Annotated in this window: 17 protein-coding genes and 1 tRNA gene; 11 read left to right on the top strand and 7 right to left on the bottom strand. The window is 62.2% G+C overall.

Features of this window, described 5'->3' with window-relative positions:
* Window positions 1–101 precede the first annotated feature (101 nt).
* Entirely contained in the window at window positions 102–1247 is a 1146-nt protein-coding gene (locus tag HK22_RS07275; RefSeq protein ID WP_062030844.1) for an AI-2E family transporter, read from the bottom strand.
* A gap of 106 nt (window positions 1248–1353) precedes the next feature.
* On the bottom strand, window positions 1354–3261 hold the full coding sequence (locus HK22_RS07270; RefSeq protein ID WP_086648818.1) for an ABC-F family ATP-binding cassette domain-containing protein: 1908 nt from the start codon (window positions 3259–3261) through the stop codon (window positions 1354–1356).
* Window positions 3262–3404: 143 nt separating this feature from the next.
* Here HK22_RS07270 and ndk point away from each other — a divergent pair, with 143 nt between their 5' ends.
* Window positions 3405–3827 carry a nucleoside-diphosphate kinase gene (gene ndk / locus HK22_RS07265; protein WP_062030848.1) on the top strand — a complete coding sequence of 141 codons (423 nt, stop codon included), beginning with the start codon at window positions 3405–3407 and terminating at the stop codon, window positions 3825–3827.
* A gap of 85 nt (window positions 3828–3912) precedes the next feature.
* Here the strand turns inward: ndk and purN are convergent, their stop codons facing one another.
* Both purN and purM read right to left on the bottom strand, forming a co-directional pair.
* Window positions 3913–4557 (bottom strand): phosphoribosylglycinamide formyltransferase, encoded by a 645-nt coding sequence (gene purN, locus HK22_RS07260; protein WP_086648817.1) that lies wholly within the window; start codon window positions 4555–4557, stop codon window positions 3913–3915.
* On the bottom strand, window positions 4554–5651 hold the full coding sequence (gene purM, locus HK22_RS07255; protein ID WP_086648816.1) for a phosphoribosylformylglycinamidine cyclo-ligase: 1098 nt from the start codon (window positions 5649–5651) through the stop codon (window positions 4554–4556). Before purM ends, purN begins: the two co-directional genes overlap by 4 nt.
* A 102-nt stretch (window positions 5652–5753) precedes the next feature.
* Between purM and HK22_RS07250 the strand changes: the two genes are divergently transcribed.
* The 7 genes from HK22_RS07250 to HK22_RS07220 all read left to right on the top strand — a co-directional run bounded on the left by HK22_RS07250 (window position 5754) and on the right by HK22_RS07220 (window position 13970).
* The gene (locus HK22_RS07250; RefSeq protein WP_077803825.1) at window positions 5754–6467 is read left to right on the top strand and encodes a DnaA ATPase domain-containing protein; all 714 of its coding nucleotides are present in this window, start codon (window positions 5754–5756) and stop codon (window positions 6465–6467) included.
* A gap of 99 nt (window positions 6468–6566) precedes the next feature.
* Window positions 6567–8858: an RNA degradosome polyphosphate kinase gene (locus tag HK22_RS07245; RefSeq protein WP_086648815.1), complete on the top strand. Its 2292-nt coding sequence runs from the start codon at window positions 6567–6569 to the stop codon at window positions 8856–8858.
* A 5-nt stretch (window positions 8859–8863) separates the two neighbouring features.
* Window positions 8864–10342 (top strand): Ppx/GppA family phosphatase, encoded by a 1479-nt coding sequence (locus tag HK22_RS07240; RefSeq protein ID WP_077802491.1) that lies wholly within the window; start codon window positions 8864–8866, stop codon window positions 10340–10342.
* A complete protein-coding gene (locus HK22_RS07235) occupies window positions 10339–11103 on the top strand; it encodes a CDP-diacylglycerol diphosphatase (protein ID WP_077802492.1) in 765 nt (254 codons plus the stop codon). The genes HK22_RS07240 and HK22_RS07235 overlap by 4 nt, the downstream gene beginning before the upstream one ends.
* Before the next feature lie 81 nt (window positions 11104–11184).
* The gene (locus HK22_RS07230) at window positions 11185–12351 is read left to right on the top strand and encodes an MFS transporter (RefSeq protein WP_198945505.1); all 1167 of its coding nucleotides are present in this window, start codon (window positions 11185–11187) and stop codon (window positions 12349–12351) included.
* The gene (locus tag HK22_RS07225; protein WP_086648814.1) at window positions 12348–13022 is read left to right on the top strand and encodes an HAD family acid phosphatase; all 675 of its coding nucleotides are present in this window, start codon (window positions 12348–12350) and stop codon (window positions 13020–13022) included. The genes HK22_RS07230 and HK22_RS07225 overlap by 4 nt, the downstream gene beginning before the upstream one ends.
* A 30-nt stretch (window positions 13023–13052) precedes the next feature.
* Complete coding sequence (locus tag HK22_RS07220; protein ID WP_086648813.1) at window positions 13053–13970, top strand: hypothetical protein; 918 nt, start codon at window positions 13053–13055, stop codon at window positions 13968–13970.
* A 52-nt stretch (window positions 13971–14022) separates the two neighbouring features.
* Here the strand turns inward: HK22_RS07220 and HK22_RS07215 are convergent, their stop codons facing one another.
* Together HK22_RS07215 and lysA are read right to left on the bottom strand one after the other, a co-directional pair.
* A complete protein-coding gene (locus tag HK22_RS07215) occupies window positions 14023–16698 on the bottom strand; it encodes a DUF4175 domain-containing protein (protein WP_086648812.1) in 2676 nt (891 codons plus the stop codon).
* A complete protein-coding gene (gene lysA, locus HK22_RS07210) occupies window positions 16691–18049 on the bottom strand; it encodes a diaminopimelate decarboxylase (RefSeq protein WP_086648811.1) in 1359 nt (452 codons plus the stop codon). Before lysA ends, HK22_RS07215 begins: the two co-directional genes overlap by 8 nt.
* Window positions 18050–18117: 68 nt before the next feature.
* On the opposite strand from lysA, the gene HK22_RS07205 reads away from it, so the two are divergent.
* From HK22_RS07205 to HK22_RS07195, 3 genes are all read left to right on the top strand, one after another.
* Entirely contained in the window at window positions 18118–18507 is a 390-nt protein-coding gene (locus tag HK22_RS07205) for a cytidine deaminase (RefSeq protein ID WP_086648810.1), read from the top strand.
* Window positions 18504–19199, top strand: coding sequence for a serine protease (locus tag HK22_RS07200; RefSeq protein WP_086648809.1), 696 nt, complete (start codon window positions 18504–18506; stop codon window positions 19197–19199). The genes HK22_RS07205 and HK22_RS07200 overlap by 4 nt, the downstream gene beginning before the upstream one ends.
* A 144-nt stretch (window positions 19200–19343) precedes the next feature.
* Window positions 19344–19778, top strand: a complete 435-nt coding sequence (locus HK22_RS07195) for a response regulator (RefSeq protein ID WP_062030866.1) — start codon at window positions 19344–19346, stop codon at window positions 19776–19778.
* A gap of 33 nt (window positions 19779–19811) precedes the next feature.
* Here HK22_RS07195 and HK22_RS15090 read toward each other — a convergent pair.
* Window positions 19812–19880 (bottom strand) — tRNA-Arg (locus HK22_RS15090).
* Window position 19881: the final 1 nt, after the last annotated feature.

Genomic DNA, 19881 nt, shown 5'->3' with positions numbered 1-19881 from the left:
CGCCGCCGCGAGTTCACCAATTGTCAGGGTTCGTACGTTCATCATCATGCTCCTGACGTCACATCAAGGATGATGACGTTACGTCAGGAGCAAGCAGAAATTTACTTCTGCTGTTTTTCTTCTTCTTCCGTGACTTCGCCGACGTCACGACGGGTCTGGTTTTCGTCCTCCAGCGGGGCCGTGGCCTTGTCGCCCATCGCCAGAAGGGCCGCGGTGATGGGGGAGGCGAGGATCAGGCCGGGAGCACCAAGGATGGAGCCGAAAACCGTCTGCGAAAGGATGGCCATTGCAGGCGGCATATGCACGGCGCGGCGCTGGATCAGCGGGGCAAGGACGTTGCCCTCGAAAAACTGGATCACACAATACAGAATGGCGACGAACAGGCCCTCATGCGTGCCGAGCGACAGGCCCAGCAGGATGGCGGGCACAGCGCCAAGAATGGCGCCGATATAGGGTATGAAATTGCAAAGACCCGCCACGACGCCGAGCGCCAGTGCGAGGGGCACGCCGATCAGTGACAGGCCAATGCCCGAGAGCATGCCGACTACAAGCATGTCCAGAGCCTGTCCGGCAGTCCAGGCCCAGAGGGTGGCCCCGGCGGTCAGCATCAGTTCGCGCGCGGCAGGACGGTGCTGCGTTGGGACGAGGCGGATCATCCCGTCGATATAGACAGCCGGGCTGAGGGCGAAATACAGGCCAGCGATCAAAATAACCAGCAGCGTTCCGATGATGCCGAAGACACTGCTGAGAAGACCTGTGACCGAGCCCGCAAGTCCTGATCCCAGAGAGCCGAGGCCTCCCGTTCCGGGGGCGTTTCCGCCGAGGGATGCTGGCAGGTGATCAAGAACCATCTGTCCGATTGTGGAGCCGGAAAGATGGGCGCGCAGTTCACCAGACTGGGTAATCAGCGCCTGTTTGAGGCGGATGAACTGGTCGCTGATGGACGGCCCGCTGCTCCAGCCAAGGCCGATCATCGCAATGAGGATTACGACGGTCACGAGAGCGACCGCGCCCTGATAGGGAATGATGGGAACGTGCCGCCGGAGCATGCGAGCCAGCCCGTGAAGAACTACGGCTACGAGAGCGGAGGCAAAAATCACAGCCAGAACGTCGCCGATCAGCCAGATGGCGAGCAGCATCAGGGTCAGAGCCAGTGTGATCCGCATCAGCCCGGCAATTTTGGACAGCTCCCGCGCGCGGGGTTCCGTTTCGCTGCGTTCTGCCGGATCGGAAAAAGAGATGCGCATGGGGTGTCAGTCCTGGGGTCAGTCGTTGGCAACTGGCTTATGGGGAGAGGGAAGGAGGGTCAATGGCTCCTTCCGATCATGTACTGTGTGGGAGACCCGTAAACGCTCAGGCGGTTGCGTCTTCCAGTTCGGCCTGCGCTTCAAGCCAGCTTTCCTCAACGGTTTCGAGTGTGGCGTTGAGCGCGGCCAGATGTACATTCAGGGACGTCAGTTCCGCAGCGTCGCCGGACTGGTAGAGAGCTGGATCAGCCAGTCGGGCCTCGATCTTTTTCTTTTCGCCGGAGAGCTGGGTCATTTTCGCTTCGGCATCGCGGATTTTCCGCCGCAGTGGGGCGAGGGCGCGGGTCTGTTCCTTGCGGTCGATGCGTTTCTGGGCAGAGGGTGTGTTGCCATCCGCAGAGGCTGTGGTGGTTTTACTGCGTTCGGCCATCTCGGCGCGGGCCTTGCGGGCGCGTTCGAGAAGCCAGGCACGGTATTCGGCCATGTCGCCGTCAAAAGGAGAGATCGTACCATCTTCGACCAGCCAGAAACGGTCGGCGACGGATTCCACGAGATGGCTGTCATGGCTGATAAGGACGACAGCGCCTTCGAAAGCAGAGAGCGCGCGGATCAGGGCGTCGCGGGCGTCGAGATCGAGATGGTTGGTCGGCTCATCGAGGATCAGCAGATGCGGGGCCTCGCGGGTGGAAAGGGCGAGAAGCAGACGCGCCTTTTCGCCGCCCGACAGCTCCCCGACCTTTGTTTCGGCACGGTTTTCATCGAGGCCGAACCGGGCGAGTTGCGCGCGGACGGCGGCGGGCAGCGAGTCGGGCATGGCGCGGCTCATATGGTCGATGGGCGTGTCAGTCAGGACGAGTTCGTCGCTCTGGTGCTGGGCGAAATAGCCGATTTTCAGTTTGGGCGAATGATTGTAGGTGCCCGACATGGGCTCCAGCCGACCAGCCAGAAGTTTGGCGAATGTGGATTTGCCGCGGCCGTTCTGGCCGAGCAGGGCAATTCGGTCTTCCATGTCCAGACGCTGGTTTAACCCCTTGAGCACGACGCGCCCGTCATATCCGAGGCTGACATTGTTCAGGCTCAGCATCGGCGGCGGTAAAGGCTGCGGCTCAGGGAAGGAAAAGCGAGTGGGGGTGTCTTCCACGACGCTGTCGATCTGCGGCAGACGCTCGAGGGCCTTCAGACGGGCTTGTGCCTGTTTGGCTTTGGTAGCCTTGGCGCGGAAACGGTCCACGAAGGATTGCATATGCGCGCGCTGGGCGGCGATGCGTTCGGCCGCGCGGTTCTGCTGAAGCGCCTGTTCCGTGCGGATGCGGACGAAATTGTCGTAGCCACCGGGGGTGACGCTGATTTTCTGATGATCGAGATGGGCGATGGCATCCACGGTGTTGTCGAGCAGGGAGCGGTCATGGCTGACGATGACCGCCGCACCGGAGAACTTCGCGAGCCAGGATTCCAGCCAGAGCGTGGCTTCAATATCGAGATGGTTGGTCGGTTCGTCGAGCAGCAGGAGGTCGGGGTTCAGGAAGAGCGCCGTAGCCAGCGAAACGCGCATCCGCCAGCCGCCCGAAAAGTCCGAAACTGCCCGATTCTGCGCGTCCTGATCGAAGCCGAGGCCGGACAGGATGGCACCGGCGCGGGCGGGCGCGGTGTAGGCATTGATGGCAATGAGGCGTTCGTGGACATCCGCGATGCGAACTGGATCAGTCGCGGTTTCGGCTTCCGCGAGCAGGCGTGTGCGTTCGAGGTCGCCTTCGAGGACTGTATCGAGAATGGACGTGCTGCCGGAGGGTGTTTCCTGTTTGACGCGGCCCATCGTGGCGCGTGCGGCGAGAGTGATTGTGCCGCCATCAGGCGCGAAATCACCGGCGATCGCCGCCAGAAGGGTGGATTTTCCGGCGCCGTTTCTGCCGATCAGACCGATCTTGCGTCCCGGGTCCACGCTCAGGGACGCATTGTCCAGCAGGGAGCGGCCCGCGATGCGGAGGGTCAGGTCGGTGATGGTGAGCAGGCTCACGGGCGCCTCGATCAGTCGGAAGAAAAGAAACAGGTCGGTTAAAATACTGCGACAGACCTATCAGGAACGATGAATTTGCTCTAGTGGAACGGCGGTATTGACCCGCTGGTCCAGCGAGGACCGGTCCTAACAGGAGAAGAAAGATGGCTCTCGAGCGCACGCTTTCCATCATCAAGCCCGACGCCACCAAGCGTAACCTGACCGGCAAGATCAATGCCGTGTTCGAAGACGCTGGCCTGCGTATCGTTGCCCAGAAGCGCATCCACCTGACCGAGAAGCAGGCTGGTGCTTTCTATGCGGTCCACAAGGAGCGTCCGTTCTACGGCAGCCTCGTGTCCTCCATGATTGCCGAGCCGGTTGTCGTGCAGGTTCTTCAGGGTGAAGGCGCTGTCGCCAAGAACCGCGAAGTCATGGGCGCCACCAACCCGGCCGACGCTGCTGAAGGCACCGTTCGCAAGCTGTTCGCCGAGAGCATCGAAGCTAACTCCGTGCACGGCTCCGACAGCCTCGAGAACGCGAAGAACGAGATCTCCTTCTTCTTCGCCGAGACGGAAATCCTGCCGTAATTGTCACGGCAGGCTCATCCTGTTTCATGAAAAAGGCGCGGACTTCGGTCCGCGCCTTTTTTTGTCCCGGGAAGCTGAACGTCTTTTACTTTGCAAAAACGTCGCAGATCATTTCCAGCACGTCCGGATAAAGAAGGTGTTCCTGTTCCAGCACACGCGCGGCGAGCGTTTCGGGGGTATCGGTTTCGAGGACGGGTACGCTGGCCTGACCAAGAATGGGGCCTTCGTCCACGCCGGATGTTACCAGATGGACGGTGCAGCCATGTTCTTTTGCGCCAGCCTTGATGGCGGCTTCATGGGTGTGCAGGCCGGGGAATGCGGGCAGGAGGCTCGGATGGATGTTGAGCATCCTGTCTTCCCACGCATTGACCAGCCAGGGTGTCAGGACGCGCATATAACCTGCGAGGACGACCAGCATGGCGCCGGAGGCTTGAAGTGCTGCGTCGACTTCGCGTTCGTGGGCTTCGCGGTCCTTGCCGAAAGGCTTGTGATCGATGACGAGGGTTTTCAGTCCCGCCTCTTCGGCGACTTCAAGGCCGGGCGCATCGGGGCGGTTGCTGAGAACCAGCACGATTTCGGCGGGGTAGTCCGGCCGGGCGCAAGCCTCGATCAGGGCGCGCATGTTGCTGCCACGACCGCTGATGAGGACCGCGACGGGGACTTTTTCGGCCTTCTTTGCCGGGGTTTTGACAGGAGCTCGAGACTTGTTGCGGGAGTGCGGCTTCTTCATGCGAAGGAGACCGGCGTAGTCAGGGTGTAGGCGTCGTCGGAGCGGACGATCTGGCCCATGAGGAAGCCGGTTTCGCCGCGTGCATCCAGTTCGGCCATGACCTTCTCGGGCTCAGAGGTGACGAGCACCATGCCGATACCGCAGTTGAAGACGCGGAGCATCTCGTCGGCGGCCACGTTGCCGGTTTCGGCCAGCCAGCGGAACACGGGCGGAACGATCCATGCGGAGCCGTCGATGCGCACGCCAAGGTTTTCAGGCAGGACGCGGGGAAGGTTGCCGGGTAGACCACCCCCGGTGATGTGGGCGCAGCCGTTCAGCAGGCCCTTTGCGTGCAGGTCGAGAACCGTGCGGACATAGAGTTTCGTGGGCGTCAGCAGGGCTTCAGCCAGCGTGTGACCTTCGGCGAAGGGGGCCGGGTCGTTCCAACCGAGGCCGGAGCGACGCACGACTTCGCGGACCAGCGAGAAGCCGTTGGAATGAACGCCGGAAGAGGGCAGGCCGATCAGCGTGTCCCCTTCGGCGATGTTGGCGGGGAGCAGGCTGTTGCGTTCTGCGGCCCCCACGCTGAAGCCTGCGAGATCGTAATGGCCGGGGGCGTACATGCCGGGCATTTCAGCCGTTTCGCCGCCGACCAGGGCGCAGCCGGACTCGGCGCAGCCCTTGGCGATGCCCTTCACGACCGTAGCAGCGGCCTCGACAGAGAGCTTTCCGGTGGCGAGATAGTCCAGAAAGAACAGCGGGGTAGCGCCTTGTACGACAAGGTCGTTGACGCACATGGCGACGAGGTCGATCCCCACATCATCATGCTTGCCCGCCTCGATGGCGACCATCAGCTTCGTGCCGACGCCATCGGTGCAGCTGACGAGGACGGGATCGGTGAAGCCTGCGGCCTTCAGATCGAACAGGGCGCCGAAACCGCCGAGACCGCCCATGGTGCCGGGACGGTTCGTAGCCTTGGCTGCTGGCTTGATCGCATCGACCAGCGCATCGCCTGCGGCAATGTCCACGCCGGCCTGTGCGTAGCTTGCGCCGCCAGTTGTGCTGTGGCTCGTGCCCTGGCTCGATCCGGGGGCGATGTCAGGCTGATCGGTCATGGTCGAAGGTTCCCGCTGGTTGACGTGACGCCGTTCTAGAGCATCCTGCGCGCTGGCGGAACGCCTGTTTGACGGCGATACGGCATGAAAAAGGGGGCTGCGATGACGAAACGGGATGTGGGCGGGGCTTCCGGAAGGCCCGCGGCCACCCAGATGGCATTTCCGTTGCGCCGGGTGACGGCGATGACGTCAGATCGTTTCATCAATGGTCCTTCGAATGTGGCGGCACGGGCATGGCTTGCGCGCAGTCAGTGGCCGGATGGGCGTTTATGGCTCTGGGGGCCTTCAGGAACGGGAAAGACGCATCTCCTGACGGCCTGGGCGCATGAACATGACGCTACGGTACTGGATGCCCGGCTGTTCTCCAGGTCCTCTGCGGGAGGACGGATCCGGGTGCAGGGAAATCTTGCGATCGACAATGCCGATTCGCCGGGAGACGAGGCGACCATGCTTCACCTGCTCAATGATGCGTTGTCCCAGGGAGACCGGGTTCTGATGGCGGGGCGGCTGCCGCCGTCTCGCAGTCATTTCATGCTGCCCGATCTGGCCAGCCGTCTGCGGGCGACCGCTACGACTGCGACGGGTGAGCCCGAGGACGATCTGCGGGCGACGCTGCTGCTGTCGCTGCTGGCGGACCGGCAGCTTGTCGTGTCGCAATCGGTGACGGAGTGGCTGTGGCGCCATCTCCCGCGGACGGGAAACGCGCTGGTTTCGGCTGTGGAGCGGCTGGACGAGGCGGCGCTGGTGCGCAAGCAGCCCATTACGCGGGCGCTGGCGCTCGAGATGCTGCCGGATCTGCTGACGCCTGAGGAATAGGTGTCACGAACGTGACACAAAAACTCCGTTTGACATGCCTATCCCGTGGCATGACCCTTGAGGCGATTTGTAAATCCGTGTGTTCCGGAAGGCCCCATTGTGACGACTGAAGATTCCCGGCCCGTGCCGCGCCGCCGCTCTCCCCGCAAGCCCCGCAGTGCAGTGACCCCGGCCCAGAACCGCAGCCGTCGCCGACAGACCCCCGCTGTCCGGGCGGAAGATTACGCGCACATGTCGACATCGCCTGAACGCTTCCTGAACCGGGAACTGTCGTGGCTGGATTTCAACGAGCGCGTCATTGACGAAGCTGAGAACGTCCGCAATCCGCTTCTGGAGCGGGTGCGGTTCCTGTCGATCAGCTCCAGCAATCTGGACGAGTTCTATTCCGTCCGTGTGGCCGGGCTTGTGGGACAGGTGCGTGAAGGCATGGTCGTGCGCAGCCCGGACGGGTTGACGCCTATCCAGCAGCTTGCGCAGGTGCGGCAGAAGGCGCGGCATCTCCTGGCAGAGCAGCAGCGCGTCTGGCATGTGCTGGAAGGGGAACTGAAGGACGCGGGGATCGTCATCCTGCCAACCGACTCGCTGGATGAGACGGATCTGGCGCAGTTGTCCACGCTGTTCGACGAGCGGGTCTTCCCGGTGCTGACGCCGATGGCGGTCGACCCGTCCCATCCGCTGCCCTTCATTCCGAATATGGGCCTCGCGCTGCATCTGCGTCTGAAGGATGCGGCCTCTTCGGCGCATGTGATGGACGGGCTGATCCTGCTTCCCGCGCAGGTTCCGCGCTTCCTGCGCCTTCCGGCCCGTCTGAAGGAAGGGCAGGAGACGCCGGACCAGATCCGCTTCGTGCTGCTTGAAGACCTCATCACGCTGTTCGCCGGGCGTCTGTTTCCGGGGCTGGTGATCGGGGCGGCGGGTGTGCTGCGTGTGATCCGCGATACGGATGTGGAGTTTGAAGACGAGGCCGAGGATCTGGTCCGGTCTTATGAAACGGCGCTGAAGCAGCGTCGGCGCGGCGTATGCATCCATCTCGCACTCGATCGCAAGCTGCCGGACACGCTGGGCCGCGAGATGGGCGAAGAGCTTGGCGTGGGCGAAGAGGACGTGGTCGTTCTGCCGTGTTTCGTCGGCGTGACGGACCTCAAGCAGCTGATCGTGGATGACCGTCCGGATCTGGTATTCCCGCCTTATACGCCGCGCTTTCCCGAACGGGTTCTGGACTATGACGGCGACTGTTTCGCGGCGATCCGGGCGAAGGACATGCTGGTCCACCATCCGTTCGAGAGCTTCGACGTGGTGGTGCAGTTCCTGCGTCAGGCGGCGCTGGACCCGAACGTGTTGGCGATCAAGCAGACACTTTATCGGACGTCCCGTGACAGCCCGATCGTGCATGCGCTGATCGAAGCGGCGGAGGCTGGAAAATCAGTCACGGCCATGGTCGAACTGCGGGCGCGGTTTGACGAGGAAGCCAATATCCGCCTGTCTCGCGCGCTTGAAGCGGCGGGCGTGCAGGTCGTGTTCGGCTTCGCGCATCTCAAAACGCATGCCAAGCTGAGCCTTGTGGTCCGTCGCGAGAACGGCTCGCTCCGGTCCTATGCGCATTTCGGGACGGGCAATTACCATCCGATTACGGCGCGGATTTATACGGATCTATCGTTCTTCACCTGTGACCCGAAGCTGGCCTCGGATTCGGCGCGTCTGTTCAACTATATGACGGGCTATGCAATCCCGGCGAAAATGGATGCGCTGGCCTTCTCGCCCATCACCATCCGCTCCACGCTGGAAAAGCTCATCCAGGACGAGATCGACCACGTCAAGGAAGGGCGTCCGGGGCGGATCTGGCTGAAGATGAACAGCCTGGTGGATGCCGAACTGATCGACAAGCTTTATGAAGCCTCGCAGGCCGGGGTGAAGATCATCGGGATCATCCGCGGGATCTGCTGTCTGCGGCCGGGTGTGCCGGGGCTTTCGGACAATATCGAAATCAAGTCGATTGTCGGGCGTTTTCTGGAGCATGCGCGGGTTTTCGCATTCGGAAACGGCCACCGGATGCCATCCGCCAAGGCAAAAGTTTTCATTTCTTCGGCAGACTGGATGGTGCGGAACATGGACTGGAGGGTAGAAGCCATGGTGCCCATCACGAACCCGACGGTCCATGCGCAGATTCTTGGTCAGATCATGACGATGAACATCAAGGACAACCTTCAGAGCTGGACGCTCACGAGGGACGGCTACTGGCATCGGGTTTCGCCGGGCGCACATCCGTTCTCCGCCCACGAATACTTCATGAACAATCCGTCCCTGTCCGGCCGAGGCTCGGCCGCGCGGGAGAAGGTCCTTCCGGAGGCACACCGCCCCCGTGAGCGGCCCGACAGGATTCTGGAAGACTGACCTTCATGTCCTCATCTGCACAGCGTTCCGCCATTGTCGATCTTGGGTCCAACTCGGTCCGGCTGGTCGTTTTCGAGGGGGTGACGCGCAACCCCCTTCCGATCTTCAACGAGAAGGTCACGCTCAAGCTGGGGCGTGGACTGGATACGACGGGGCGCCTCAACGAAGAAGGTGTGACGCTGGCGATGGACGTGCTGGGACGGTTCCATACCGTCGCCCGCGCGATGGGGGCGGAGCCGTTTCAGGTTCTCGCAACTGCTGCCGTCCGGGATGCGACCAACGGGCCCGATTTCGTTGACGCCATCCGCGCGCGGATGCCGGGCGTGCCGATCCGGGTTCTGGAAGGAACGGAAGAAGCCGATTACGCGGCTCGTGGCGTTTTATGCGGTCTGCCGGAAGCAAACGGGCTGGTTGCGGATATTGGCGGGGGGTCGCTGGAACTGATCCATGTCGCGGACGGCCAGTATTTCGAGGCCGTGACGACCAAGCTGGGTGTGATCCGTCTGCATGACCGTGCCAAAGGCAGCATTGAGCGGGCAGCAGAAATCGCGAATGAACTTCTGGCGGAGGTGAACTGGCTGCCAGGCATGACGGGGCGGCCGCTTTATCTGGTCGGGGGCGCGTTCCGTGCGCTGGCGCGGCTTCAGATCGCGCGGACGCAGTATCCGCTGAATCTCGTGCATCTGTTTACCCTCTCGGAAGGGGAAGCGCGGGAAATGGCGGACTGGGTCATCACGTCCCCGCGCCGGACCCTTGAGAAAATGCCGGGTGCGCCCCGCAAGCGTCTGGCGGATGCGCCGTTTGCGGCGGTCGTGCTGCGCTGCCTGATGGAGCGTGTCCGTCCGTCCAAGGTTGTCTTCAGCGTCGATGGGCTGCGTGAAGGCTGGTACATGCGCCATGTGGCGTCGTCGGTTGCGGATCTCGATCCAATGACGGATCTGGCGACGGAGATGGCCAATCGTCTGGCCCGCAGCGCCTCGCTCGCGGAAGCGCTGGTGAGCTGGACGGCGCCGCTGTTCCGCGACGAGACGCGGACCCAGAAGCGTCTGCGCGAACTGGCGTGCATGCTCTCCGACATCGGCTCTTACGATCACCCGGAATATCGGGTCGAACAGACCTATCGACGGGTGATGTATGGGCATGGCGTGGGTTTCGACCACAGTGCGCGGGCCTTTATCGGGCTGACGCTCGCCGTGCGGTATGAAGTCTCGATGGACTCACCCCTTATTGAACCCTCCCGGCAGCTTCTGTCGCGTTCGGAGATCGAACGGGCGGTGAGGCTGGGCCTTGCGCTTCGGCTGGCCTATACACTCTGCGCGGGGACGAAAGTCCTCCTGGATGAGTGCAGGCTTCTCGTGGAAGACGGAACACTCGTGCTGGTTCTGGGCGCACGCAGCGTCCGGGCGGCGGGCAGTGCGGTCCGTCGTCGCTTCGAGAGGCTGGCGGCTGCAATGCAGCTTGAATGTCAGGTTAGGGAAGAATGATTTTGCGGGATTACGGAACGGCGGCCAGGTTTGGTCTTGTTGCGGCGGCAGTGGTTTTCGGACTGTCGGGCTGCGGAAAATCCCATGACCGGGGCGCGCTTTGGAAAGTCGTCCACGGGCGCTGTGCCGTGGATGCGGATCACAAACCCTGCACGGTTTATGACGAGAAGGACGGCTACGCCCTTCTCAAGGATCAGACAGGGCGCGGCCAGTATCTGGTGATCCCGACGCAGAAGGTTCCCGGCGTTGAAGATCCCGTTCTGCTGAAGCCGGAAACGCCGAATTATTTCGCGGAGGCCTGGGGGCAGCGTGCCCATGTGGCGCAGTCCTACGGGTTCGAGATCCCTGACTCGCATCTGTCGATGGCCATCAATTCGCGTCCGGGGCGCACGCAGGACCAGTTGCACATCCATCTGGACTGTCTGACATCCTATGCCCGTGCCGAGCTCGACAAGAACATGATTACCGAGGCCTGGTCTCCGGTTTCGCTATACGGGCATCCCTACCGTGCGCGGATCGTAACATCGCTGGATCCGTCACCGTTCCGGGTGATTGCCGCTGATGACATGTCCATCCACACGCTCGTCATCACGCCGGCAAAGCATGGCGGGTTCATCCTGCTCGATGACATGGCGCATGTCCTTGATCATGGATCGGGCGAAGAGCTTCAGGATCATGAATGTCATCTCGATGATCCGCACCACAAGGCCATGATCATGGATGGCATGGACATGGGCCAGCACCCCAACGGCATGATGTAAAACAGCTTTGGGTTGTTCCGGGATTCCGGGTGTGGCAGGGTTCGACCAATCTCGAACAATTGACATTCCCGGAGACCGGTCTTGAAACTGGCAGCGAAATCGCCCCCGAACTGGCCACTGCTTTCGCTCGCTGTTGGCGCCTTCGCCATCGGCACAACAGAATTTACACCGATGGGCCTGCTGCCCGTCATCGCGCATGGTCTCCAGGTCAGTGTGCCCAAGGCCGGTGGGCTGGTGACGGCCTATGCGGTGGGTGTGATGCTCGGGGCGCCGGTCATTACGCTCCTGATGGCGCGTTTCCGGCGTAAACTGGCCCTGATCCTGCTGATGGGCCTGTATGTGGCCGGGAATCTGCTCTCCGCGGTCTCCGGCAGTTATGAACTGCTTTTTGCCTCACGTGTTCTGACCAGTCTGGCCCATGGGGCGTTTTTCGGCCTTGGGGCCGTGGAGGCGTCTCTGTCTGTCGCGCCGTCCCGCCGGGCGAGTGCGGTGGCGTCCATGTTCATGGGGCTCACGATCGCGAACATCATCGGCGTTCCGGCGATGACATGGCTCGGGTTGAATTTCGGCTGGCACAGTGCGTTTGGGGTGACGGCCATGCTGGGACTGGTGACCATGCTGGCCGTGCAGTTCGCCCTGCCGCAGCGTGAGATTGGTCCGGCGCCGGAGGTCGGGCGTGAACTGCGGGTTCTCGTAAAGGGCAATGTGCTTCTGGCCCTTCTGACGACGGCGATCGGCGCCGGGGCAATGTTCGTGCTCTACACCTATATCGCGCCGATTCTTGAACACATCACCCATGCCAGCCCGACCATCATTACTCTGGCGCTGATGCTGACCGGGGTGGGGTTCTCCATCGGCAACGCCATAGGCGGTCGGAGTGCAGACCGTTCTCTGGATGGGAGTCTGCTGATCTTTTTCCCCATCCTCGGCGTGATCATGCTGATCTTTCCGTGGATGGCGCAGAGCGTGCCAGGCGCGCTGTTCGCGTCACTGCTCTGGGGCGCCGCGACCTTCGCGCTCATGCCTGCGCTTCAGATGCGGGTCATGCAGGCCGCGCATGATGCGCCTGCGCTGGCGTCGTCCATGAATATCGGGGCGTTCAACCTTGGCAATGCGATCGGTGCGGCTCTGGGAGGGATCGCGCTGTCTATGGGGTTGGGCTATGGCGGTGTGTCTGTCATCGGTACGGCCCTGGCGCTGGTCGGGGTCGGGCTTGTTCTTCTGTCACGAAAGGTGGCTCCTCCATGATCCGTTCCCTCCTGCTCGCCACCAGCCTGTTTGTTGCGCCCCTCTCGGCGCTGGCCGCACAGCCTGCGAATGTTGGCGATGCCATTATGGCCGCCAGCGCCTATCACGACAGCGGCGATTACCAGCGCGACTTCGACGCCGTGGTTTCCCAGGCGCGCCAGTGGATCAACGAGACGGCGCCCAAGACGCGCCACCCCGCGATTGTTCTGGATATCGACGAGACCACGTTGTCCAACTGGGACGAGATCCGCGCCGATGATTTCGGATATATTTCGGCTGGCCCGTGCGACGCTCTGCCCAAAGGGCCGTGTGGGGCCATCGCCTGGGAAAAGAGTGGCCGCGCGCCGGCCTTTGCGTCCATGCGGGCGCTGATTGAAGATGCACAGGCGCATCATGTTGCGGTGTTTTTCGTGACGGGGCGTCATGAAGATGAGCGGGATGCAACCGAACAGAACCTGCATCTGGCGGGAATCCGGCACTGGGATGGTCTGTATCTGCGGCCGATGACGTCCCACGGATATGCTGCGCTGTACAAGGCGCCGACCCGTGAGAGAATCGAGCGCAAGGGCTATACGATCATTGCAAGCCTCGGGGATCAGCCGTCCGATCTGAGCGGTGGTTTTGCGAAAAAGACTTTCCTGCTGCCGAATCCGTTCTATCGTATTCCGTAACACTATGTAATTTCGGAAACGGAAGACGGTATGCGCCCTCATTCAGTTCTTGCACTCCTTCTTGCCGGAATCTGGAGCGGGGCGGCTTATGCGGCTCCCACGCCTGTTGAAAAAGCGCGTCTGTTGTGGTCGGGTCCGGAAGGGCGTATCGACGCGCGGGCCTGTCAGGTCCCGGCGGGAAAACCGCAGTCGTTCTGTATCGTCTGGACCAGCAAGGCCGCTCCTGTTTCTGAAAACATTGAAGGGGCTCCCGGATCCATCGCGACTCTCTGGCGGCGGACGGCGCTGGCACCGGAGCCGGAATCCATCCCGGATCTGCTGTTTTATGTGAACTGGGACGGATCGGGACTGTGCGGCGAATATGTCGCGTTGCGGTTTGCGCAACTTCCGCATTTCCAGAAGCTCAGTGACTGCCGGCAACCTGAATATCCACCACAGGGTGCGCCTGCGACCGGGCCGTTCGGTTTCTGGCTGTCGATTCCTGTGATGATGCCGTTTGGAGCTTCGAATTCCGAGAGCGTATCCACGCCGGCTCCCGTGATCTGGCACAATGGAACATTCGCGCTGGATGAAGCAAGGCTGAAGCAGGACGCCTTGTCCATGGTTTCCCAAGCGTTCCAGGGGGCATCCATCGGGAATGAAACCGGAGCATTCCTGTGGGAGGTCCGGCATCATTTTCCCGGGCAGGGTCTGCCCACCACGACACAGATCATGCTGGATCTGATCTTCAAAGGGCATGCCGACCAGGCGCAGGAACTAGTGCATAACAGTACCAATCCGCATTTCGATGCATCCCTCTACTGGAGTGATCTGTGCGCAATTCTGGTGGCAGATCCCAACTGGAAGATTTTAATGCACGGGGTTTTGCCCGGTGCTGCACAGGTGGAGGCGGCGGCGCAGACAGGAAAAAAGCTGCGTGATACATCGGCCTATGTTCACGACCTGTAAAAGCGGGATCTGAAAAAGCCCGGTGCCATGACGGCACCGGGCTTTTTTTGTCTCAGAACGATTTGAGAAGCCGTTCCAGATAGTCCAGTTCACTTTGTGGTCGCGTGCGGTCGGAGGCGCGGCGGCGGAGTTCGCGCTCGATGTCGCGGGCGCGGTCCCGGGCGCTTTTGTCCGGGATATGAGCGTCCGAATCCTTGCCCTTGTCGCCTTCGCCGAGTTTGCGGCCCAGAGGATCCTGATCCTTCTGGTCCTCGTCGTCGCCGTCTTCATCGCCCGCCTGCGGCTGGTCGCCGTCATCGCCCTGCTGGCCCTTTGCGCCGTGCTGGGGTTTTCCGGAACCGCCTGCGCCACCGGAGGGAATGAAGCTCAGGCTGCCGCCGCCCTGTCCACCCTTGCCGGAACCGCCGGATTTCTGGTTCTGGCGCATCTGCTTTCCGGCTTCGGACAGGTCGGCCAGAACTTTCTGTTCGGCTGTCTGGGCGTCGGCGTCTTTGCGGTCTGCGAGGGCTTCGCGCGCGCTTTGCATATCCGTTTTCGCCTTGTCGAAGGCTGTGGCGGGCTTGCCGGTCAGATCCTTGACACGATGGCTCAGGATATCGTTCACGCGCTGTAGCGCACGTTGCAGGGCGTGATCCGAACGGCGTCCGTCGGACTGGGCCGCGACCGTGGCCGGATCGACCGGAGCGGGCGGTTTGTCGGCAGGCTGGTCCATGCCGGCAGGTGGCTGCATGCCAAGCTGGCGGAGCAGGTCTGCCGTTGACATCTGGCTGACATCGGGGGGATTGCCGTCATCGGGCGGTGCTGCGGCCTTACGGGCGGCGGAAAGGCGGGACTGCGTGTGGTCGAGCAGCATGGTCTCGCGATGGACGAGATCATGCAGGGCGGCGCGCTGCGCCTGCGCCTCGGCCTGCGCCTTCATCTGGGCGGCAAGGGCCTTGAGGTCCTCGGGGCGCGCCTGACGCATGCGCTCGGCCATGTCTTCCATCTGCTGGAGACGCCGGAGGGCTTCGTCGCCATGTCCCTGATTGGCTTCGGACTGGAGACGACGCATTTCGTCTGAGAACGGATCGGCCGAACTGGTGCCGGATTGTGGCATCATGATCCCGCTCTGGGCGGCTCGCGAGAACAGGAGTTGCATCCGGCGGTTCAGGGCATCTTTGAGGGCCTGTGTGCGGCGCTGGAGTTCTTCCTGTTCAGGAAGGGTATGACCCTTTTCTCCCAGATCGCGCATGTGGTCGAGCTGCTGCTGTACACCCTGTTGTGCGGCGCGGACTTCGGCTGCGGCATCTGCGATTTCGGGGCCGTCACGGCGCAGATCGTCCAGATAGAGCGCAAGTGCCCAGAGGTCGCCCGGGACGCGATCAGCAGAGCCTTGCGGGGCATCTTTGCGAAGAGAGGCGATTTCCAGCCCCAGCGCTGCGAGGATCGCGCGTTCGTCGGTTGTCTGTGTCAGGAGCGCGAGTTCGTCCGAGGCTTTTGAGGCGCGTTCCTGCCCAAGCATGAGGCGGCGGCGCAAAGCCACGAGCGCGCGGGCCAGCGGGTCTGTGAATTTGCGGGCTCCGATCTGGAATTTGACGGGATCGCTGCGGCTTTCGCGACCCGAAACGCTTTTGGCATGTAGACGGCCTTCGACGTCCATTCCCGCAAAAGGATCGGAGGAGAGATCCGGCGTGGCGATCCCTTTTGCGTCTTTCGGATGACCGTCGAGGGGGATCGGAACGCGCAGGATCCGGCCGCGGGAGAGACCGGGCAGATGGATTTCGGCTTCCAGAGATTCGACACCGTAGGTCTGATGGATGTGCCAGGGCAGGCCAGTGCGCCAGTCGTCTTTCTGGGGGCCGGGTTTGCCGTCCCATGTGACGGTCGGGGGCAGGTCGGGTTCCACGGTCACACGCCATGCGCCGAGAGTACGGCCGCGAACGACGATGCGGACAGTTCCAGATTGTTGAAGCGTGCCGTGGCTGTTCCAGCTTCCCGCATCCAGCCGGCTCTGTGCGGGAGAGGCGATGCCGGACAGCGCGGGTTTGCCGTGAGCGCCGGTGATGGTGGCGTTCAGGATCGAACCCTGCGGCACATCAAGCGTGGTGCGGCCTGTTGAAGAGAGGAAAATAGGCGCGCCAGGCGCATAAGACGGTCGGTCGATCCAGGCCTGAAGGGTCGGCAGCGGAACGCTGTCATCGTCCACGCCGGGGACCAGTCCGGCGTACAGACGCGACGGCGTGTGTGTACTCGCCAGCAGCGCGGCACCGATCAGGGCCAGAGGGACGGCGATAAGGCCGATGCGGTCCTGCAGGCTGGTCTCGGGATGCGGAAGACCGACGCGGAGTGTTCCGAGCGAGGCTGTAACGCGCTCGACATGGCGCGCCCAGATGGCGGACTGTTCGCCGTTTCCGGCAAAAGCCGGGCGGTCGGTCAGGCTGAGCAGTGGCTGGCGGGCGAGACGGGAATCGTGCTCGATCCTGCGGTCTGCTGCCGGGATGCCCACGGGGGCAACACGGCGCAGGCCGGTGACGGTCAGCCAGAGAGCCGCGCCGAGCACACCGATTTCGAGCAGCGCATGCAACCAGTCAGGCAGGGACTGTGGGATGCGTGCGAGGCAGGCCAGACCGTAGAATGCGACCAGAAGCAGCGGCCAGCGCAGGGGCTCCCAGGCACGTTCCCACCACAGGACACGCTGGGCCCTGCGACGCAGGGTTTTGAGATGGAGGGCCGGGTTTGGCTCAGCCATGGTCATTCCTGGCTGCTGTCAGCCATTCGGGGACGGTTTCAGCAGCGATCAGCTCCGCAACACTCTGGCGCTGGCGGATGATGGCCCATTTCCCATTGTCGATCAGGACCTGCGCCGCGAAGGGGCGGGAATTATAGGTGGAACTCATGACTGCGCCGTAAGCTCCGGTATCGAGCAGGGCGATCAGATCGCCGCGCTTCGTGTCCGCCGGGAGCGCACGGTCGCGGGCGAAGATGTCGCTGCTTTCGCAGACCGGCCCGACGATGTCCCAGAGCTTTGTTGGGCTGGTCAGCCCATTCGGGGCGACGGGCATGATGCCGTGCCAGGATTCGTACAGGGACGGCCGTGCGAGATCGTTCATGGCGGCATCGAGCACGACGAAGTCGGGGTTGCCAGCCTTGGTTTCAATGACGCGGGTTAGTAGGAGACCTGTCGGTGCAGAAAGCCAGCGGCCAGGTTCAATACTGAGGCGGACGTCAAGATCCCCCAGCGTCTCGGCAATAATGCCCGCGAGCATGTCGGGCGAGGGAGCGATTTCGTCACGATAGCGGATACCAAGGCCACCGCCACAGTCCACGGCTTCGACGGTGTGACCGGCAGCGCGGATTTCGCGGACCATGTCGGCAAGCCGCATATAGCCTTCCCGGAAAGGTCCAGCGGTGAGCATCTGGCTGCCCAGATGAACAGCGAGGCCAACGAGCCGGACATTCTTCAGGCGGGCCGCTTCACCATACAACGCCACGGCGCGGCGGTGTTCGATGCCGAACTTGTCTCCGGCGCGGCCCGTGGAAATCTTGTCATGGGTATCGGCGTCCACGTCCGGATTGACCCGGAGGGCCGCGCGGGCGACGCGACCGCAGGCCCGGGCGATCTCGTCGAGGCGATACAGTTCCTCGACGCTCTCGACGTTGACCTGTGCGATGTCGTGCTCGATGGCAGCCCGCAATTCAGCATCGGATTTTCCAACGCCGGAGAACACGATCCCGGAGGGCGGCTGGATTCCGGCATGAAGCGCACGCTGCATTTCTCCGCCGCTGACGATATCCACGCCATAGCCGCACTGCCGCAGGATGGTCAGAGTCGCCTGATGGTCCTGCGACTTCATGGCGAAATGCAGGTTGACCGGAAGGTTCCGGGCCTCAAACGCAGCCCGGAGCGCCTTTGCGCGACGTCGGAGCGTTTCTGCCCCCGTGATCCAGCACGGCGTGCCGACGGCCGCCGCAATGACGTGCAGGGGCACGCCTTCGAACAGGAGGCCGTCCCGTGCGTCCATCGTCAGGGAAGGGCGGGTGTCCAGCATGTCGCGGAAGGACGGGTCAGTAGCGGGATCGGAGGGAAGCGGTGCACTCATGATGGTGATACCGTATCGCTCTTGGAAGCATGTTCCAAGCTGAACCCGCAGGGGATAGTATCACCGGCATGATACAGGAACTGATCCGCGAGGCCCTTGAGGCCCGTTCGCGTGCCTATGCACCCTATTCGCGCTTTCAGGTCGGCGCGGCCTTACGCTGTGAGGGTGTTGTGCATTCCGGTTGTAATGTCGAGAACGCCGCCTATCCGCTGGGAACATGTGCGGAAGCCGGTGCGATTGCCTCAATGGTCAGGGCTGGGGGCCGGCGTATTGAGGAAATCGTGGTCGTGGGCGGCGATGCGCCGTGTACGCCGTGTGGCGGGTGCCGTCAGAAACTGCGGGAGTTCGGTCTGCCGGATCTGCGGGTGCATATGATATCTCCGAAAGGAGACGTGCTTCTGACCCGGACGCTGTCCGAGCTGCTGCCTGATGCGTTTGGCCCGGATCATCTGGGATGAAAGGCGCCGCTGCGCTGCTGATGTTCTGGCTGTACGGCACAGGCGCACTGGCGGCTCCGGCCGTGGCCCTGCCGGGACTCGGATCGGACAGCCATCGCAGCGTGGTGGATGTGAATACGGCGCCCTGGAAGATTCTGGGGCGCGTCCAGACGTCACTGGGGGGGCGATGCACGGGATTCGCCGTGGCGCCGACCGTGATGGTCACAGCGGCGCATTGTTTGTGGCTGTCTGCAACGCGGCATTATATCCAGCCTGCAGATGTTCACGTGCTGATGGGGTATCTGCTTGGGCAATACCGGCTTCATGCCCATGTGACACATTTTGTTATTGCGCCCGGTTATGACCCAGAAAATGAGGGCGGTACGGCGTCCGACGATCGTGCCACGCTGGTGCTGGACCGGAAGGTGATCGCGCCTGCCGACCTTGTTCCTTACGGCGTAGCACAGACGGGGGCGGCTGCGATGCTGGTCGGATATCCTCAGGATCGGCCGGAAGTTCCGTACGGGGATATAGCCTGTCAGATCAACGGGTTGGCAGTGAATGGACTGATTCATCACGACTGTGCGGCAACGCGCGGAGACAGCGGCGGCCCCCTGCTGGCGCGTCAGCCGGACGGGGAGTGGGGGATTGTGGGAATTGATGTTCTGGCGACGCCGGAACGGGGTGGATTTGCTGCGCCTTTACCGCATTGATGTCTGGCGCAGTTCAAGGGTTGCGAGACGTGGGCGCATGTCAGAAAAAATTCACTGATGCAAACATGGGCCCCATTGCCGCGTTGACCAGAAGACGACACCATAAAGGTGTTAAAGGTTTTTTAATCCCGGAAAGTGATTGCCATGTATGTCATGTCCATGAAGGGAGCATCATCCAGTGTCGTTCCGCAGGGAAACGCGCAGGGGGAAAGTAAAAAAAACGGCAGGAAGCATGTTCTTGTTGTCGAAGATCAGGCGCTGCTGCGATTTCTCGCTGCGGACATGCTGGAAGAGGCAGGTTACGAGACATCGCTAGCGGCGGATGCTGACGAAGCACTGGCTGTTCTCGAGCGGCGCCCGGACATCTGCACGATTTTTTCCGACGTTAATATGCCCGGTGACATGGATGGCGTGGATCTTGCGCGCGTGATTCGCGAGCAGCACCCCGATATTGGCCTTGTTCTGACATCAGGAACCCGGATTCAGGAACTCGGAGAGCTGCCGGGCGGCACGATGTTTCTGGCCAAGCCCTATGAATGGGACGAGGTCTATCGCTGCCTTGAGCGTGTGCGCCACTGAAGCATCAATGAATTGTTGTGGAGAAAAGCAATGTGGTGCACCCGAAAGGACTTGAACCTCTAACCCCCAGATTCGTAGTCTGGTGCTCTATCCAGTTGAGCTA

Source organism: Gluconobacter sp. DsW_056, assembly GCF_002153595.1.
Taxonomy (GTDB): Bacteria; Pseudomonadota; Alphaproteobacteria; order Acetobacterales; family Acetobacteraceae; genus Gluconobacter; species Gluconobacter albidus.
This window is presented reverse-complemented; position numbering and strand designations above follow the sequence as displayed.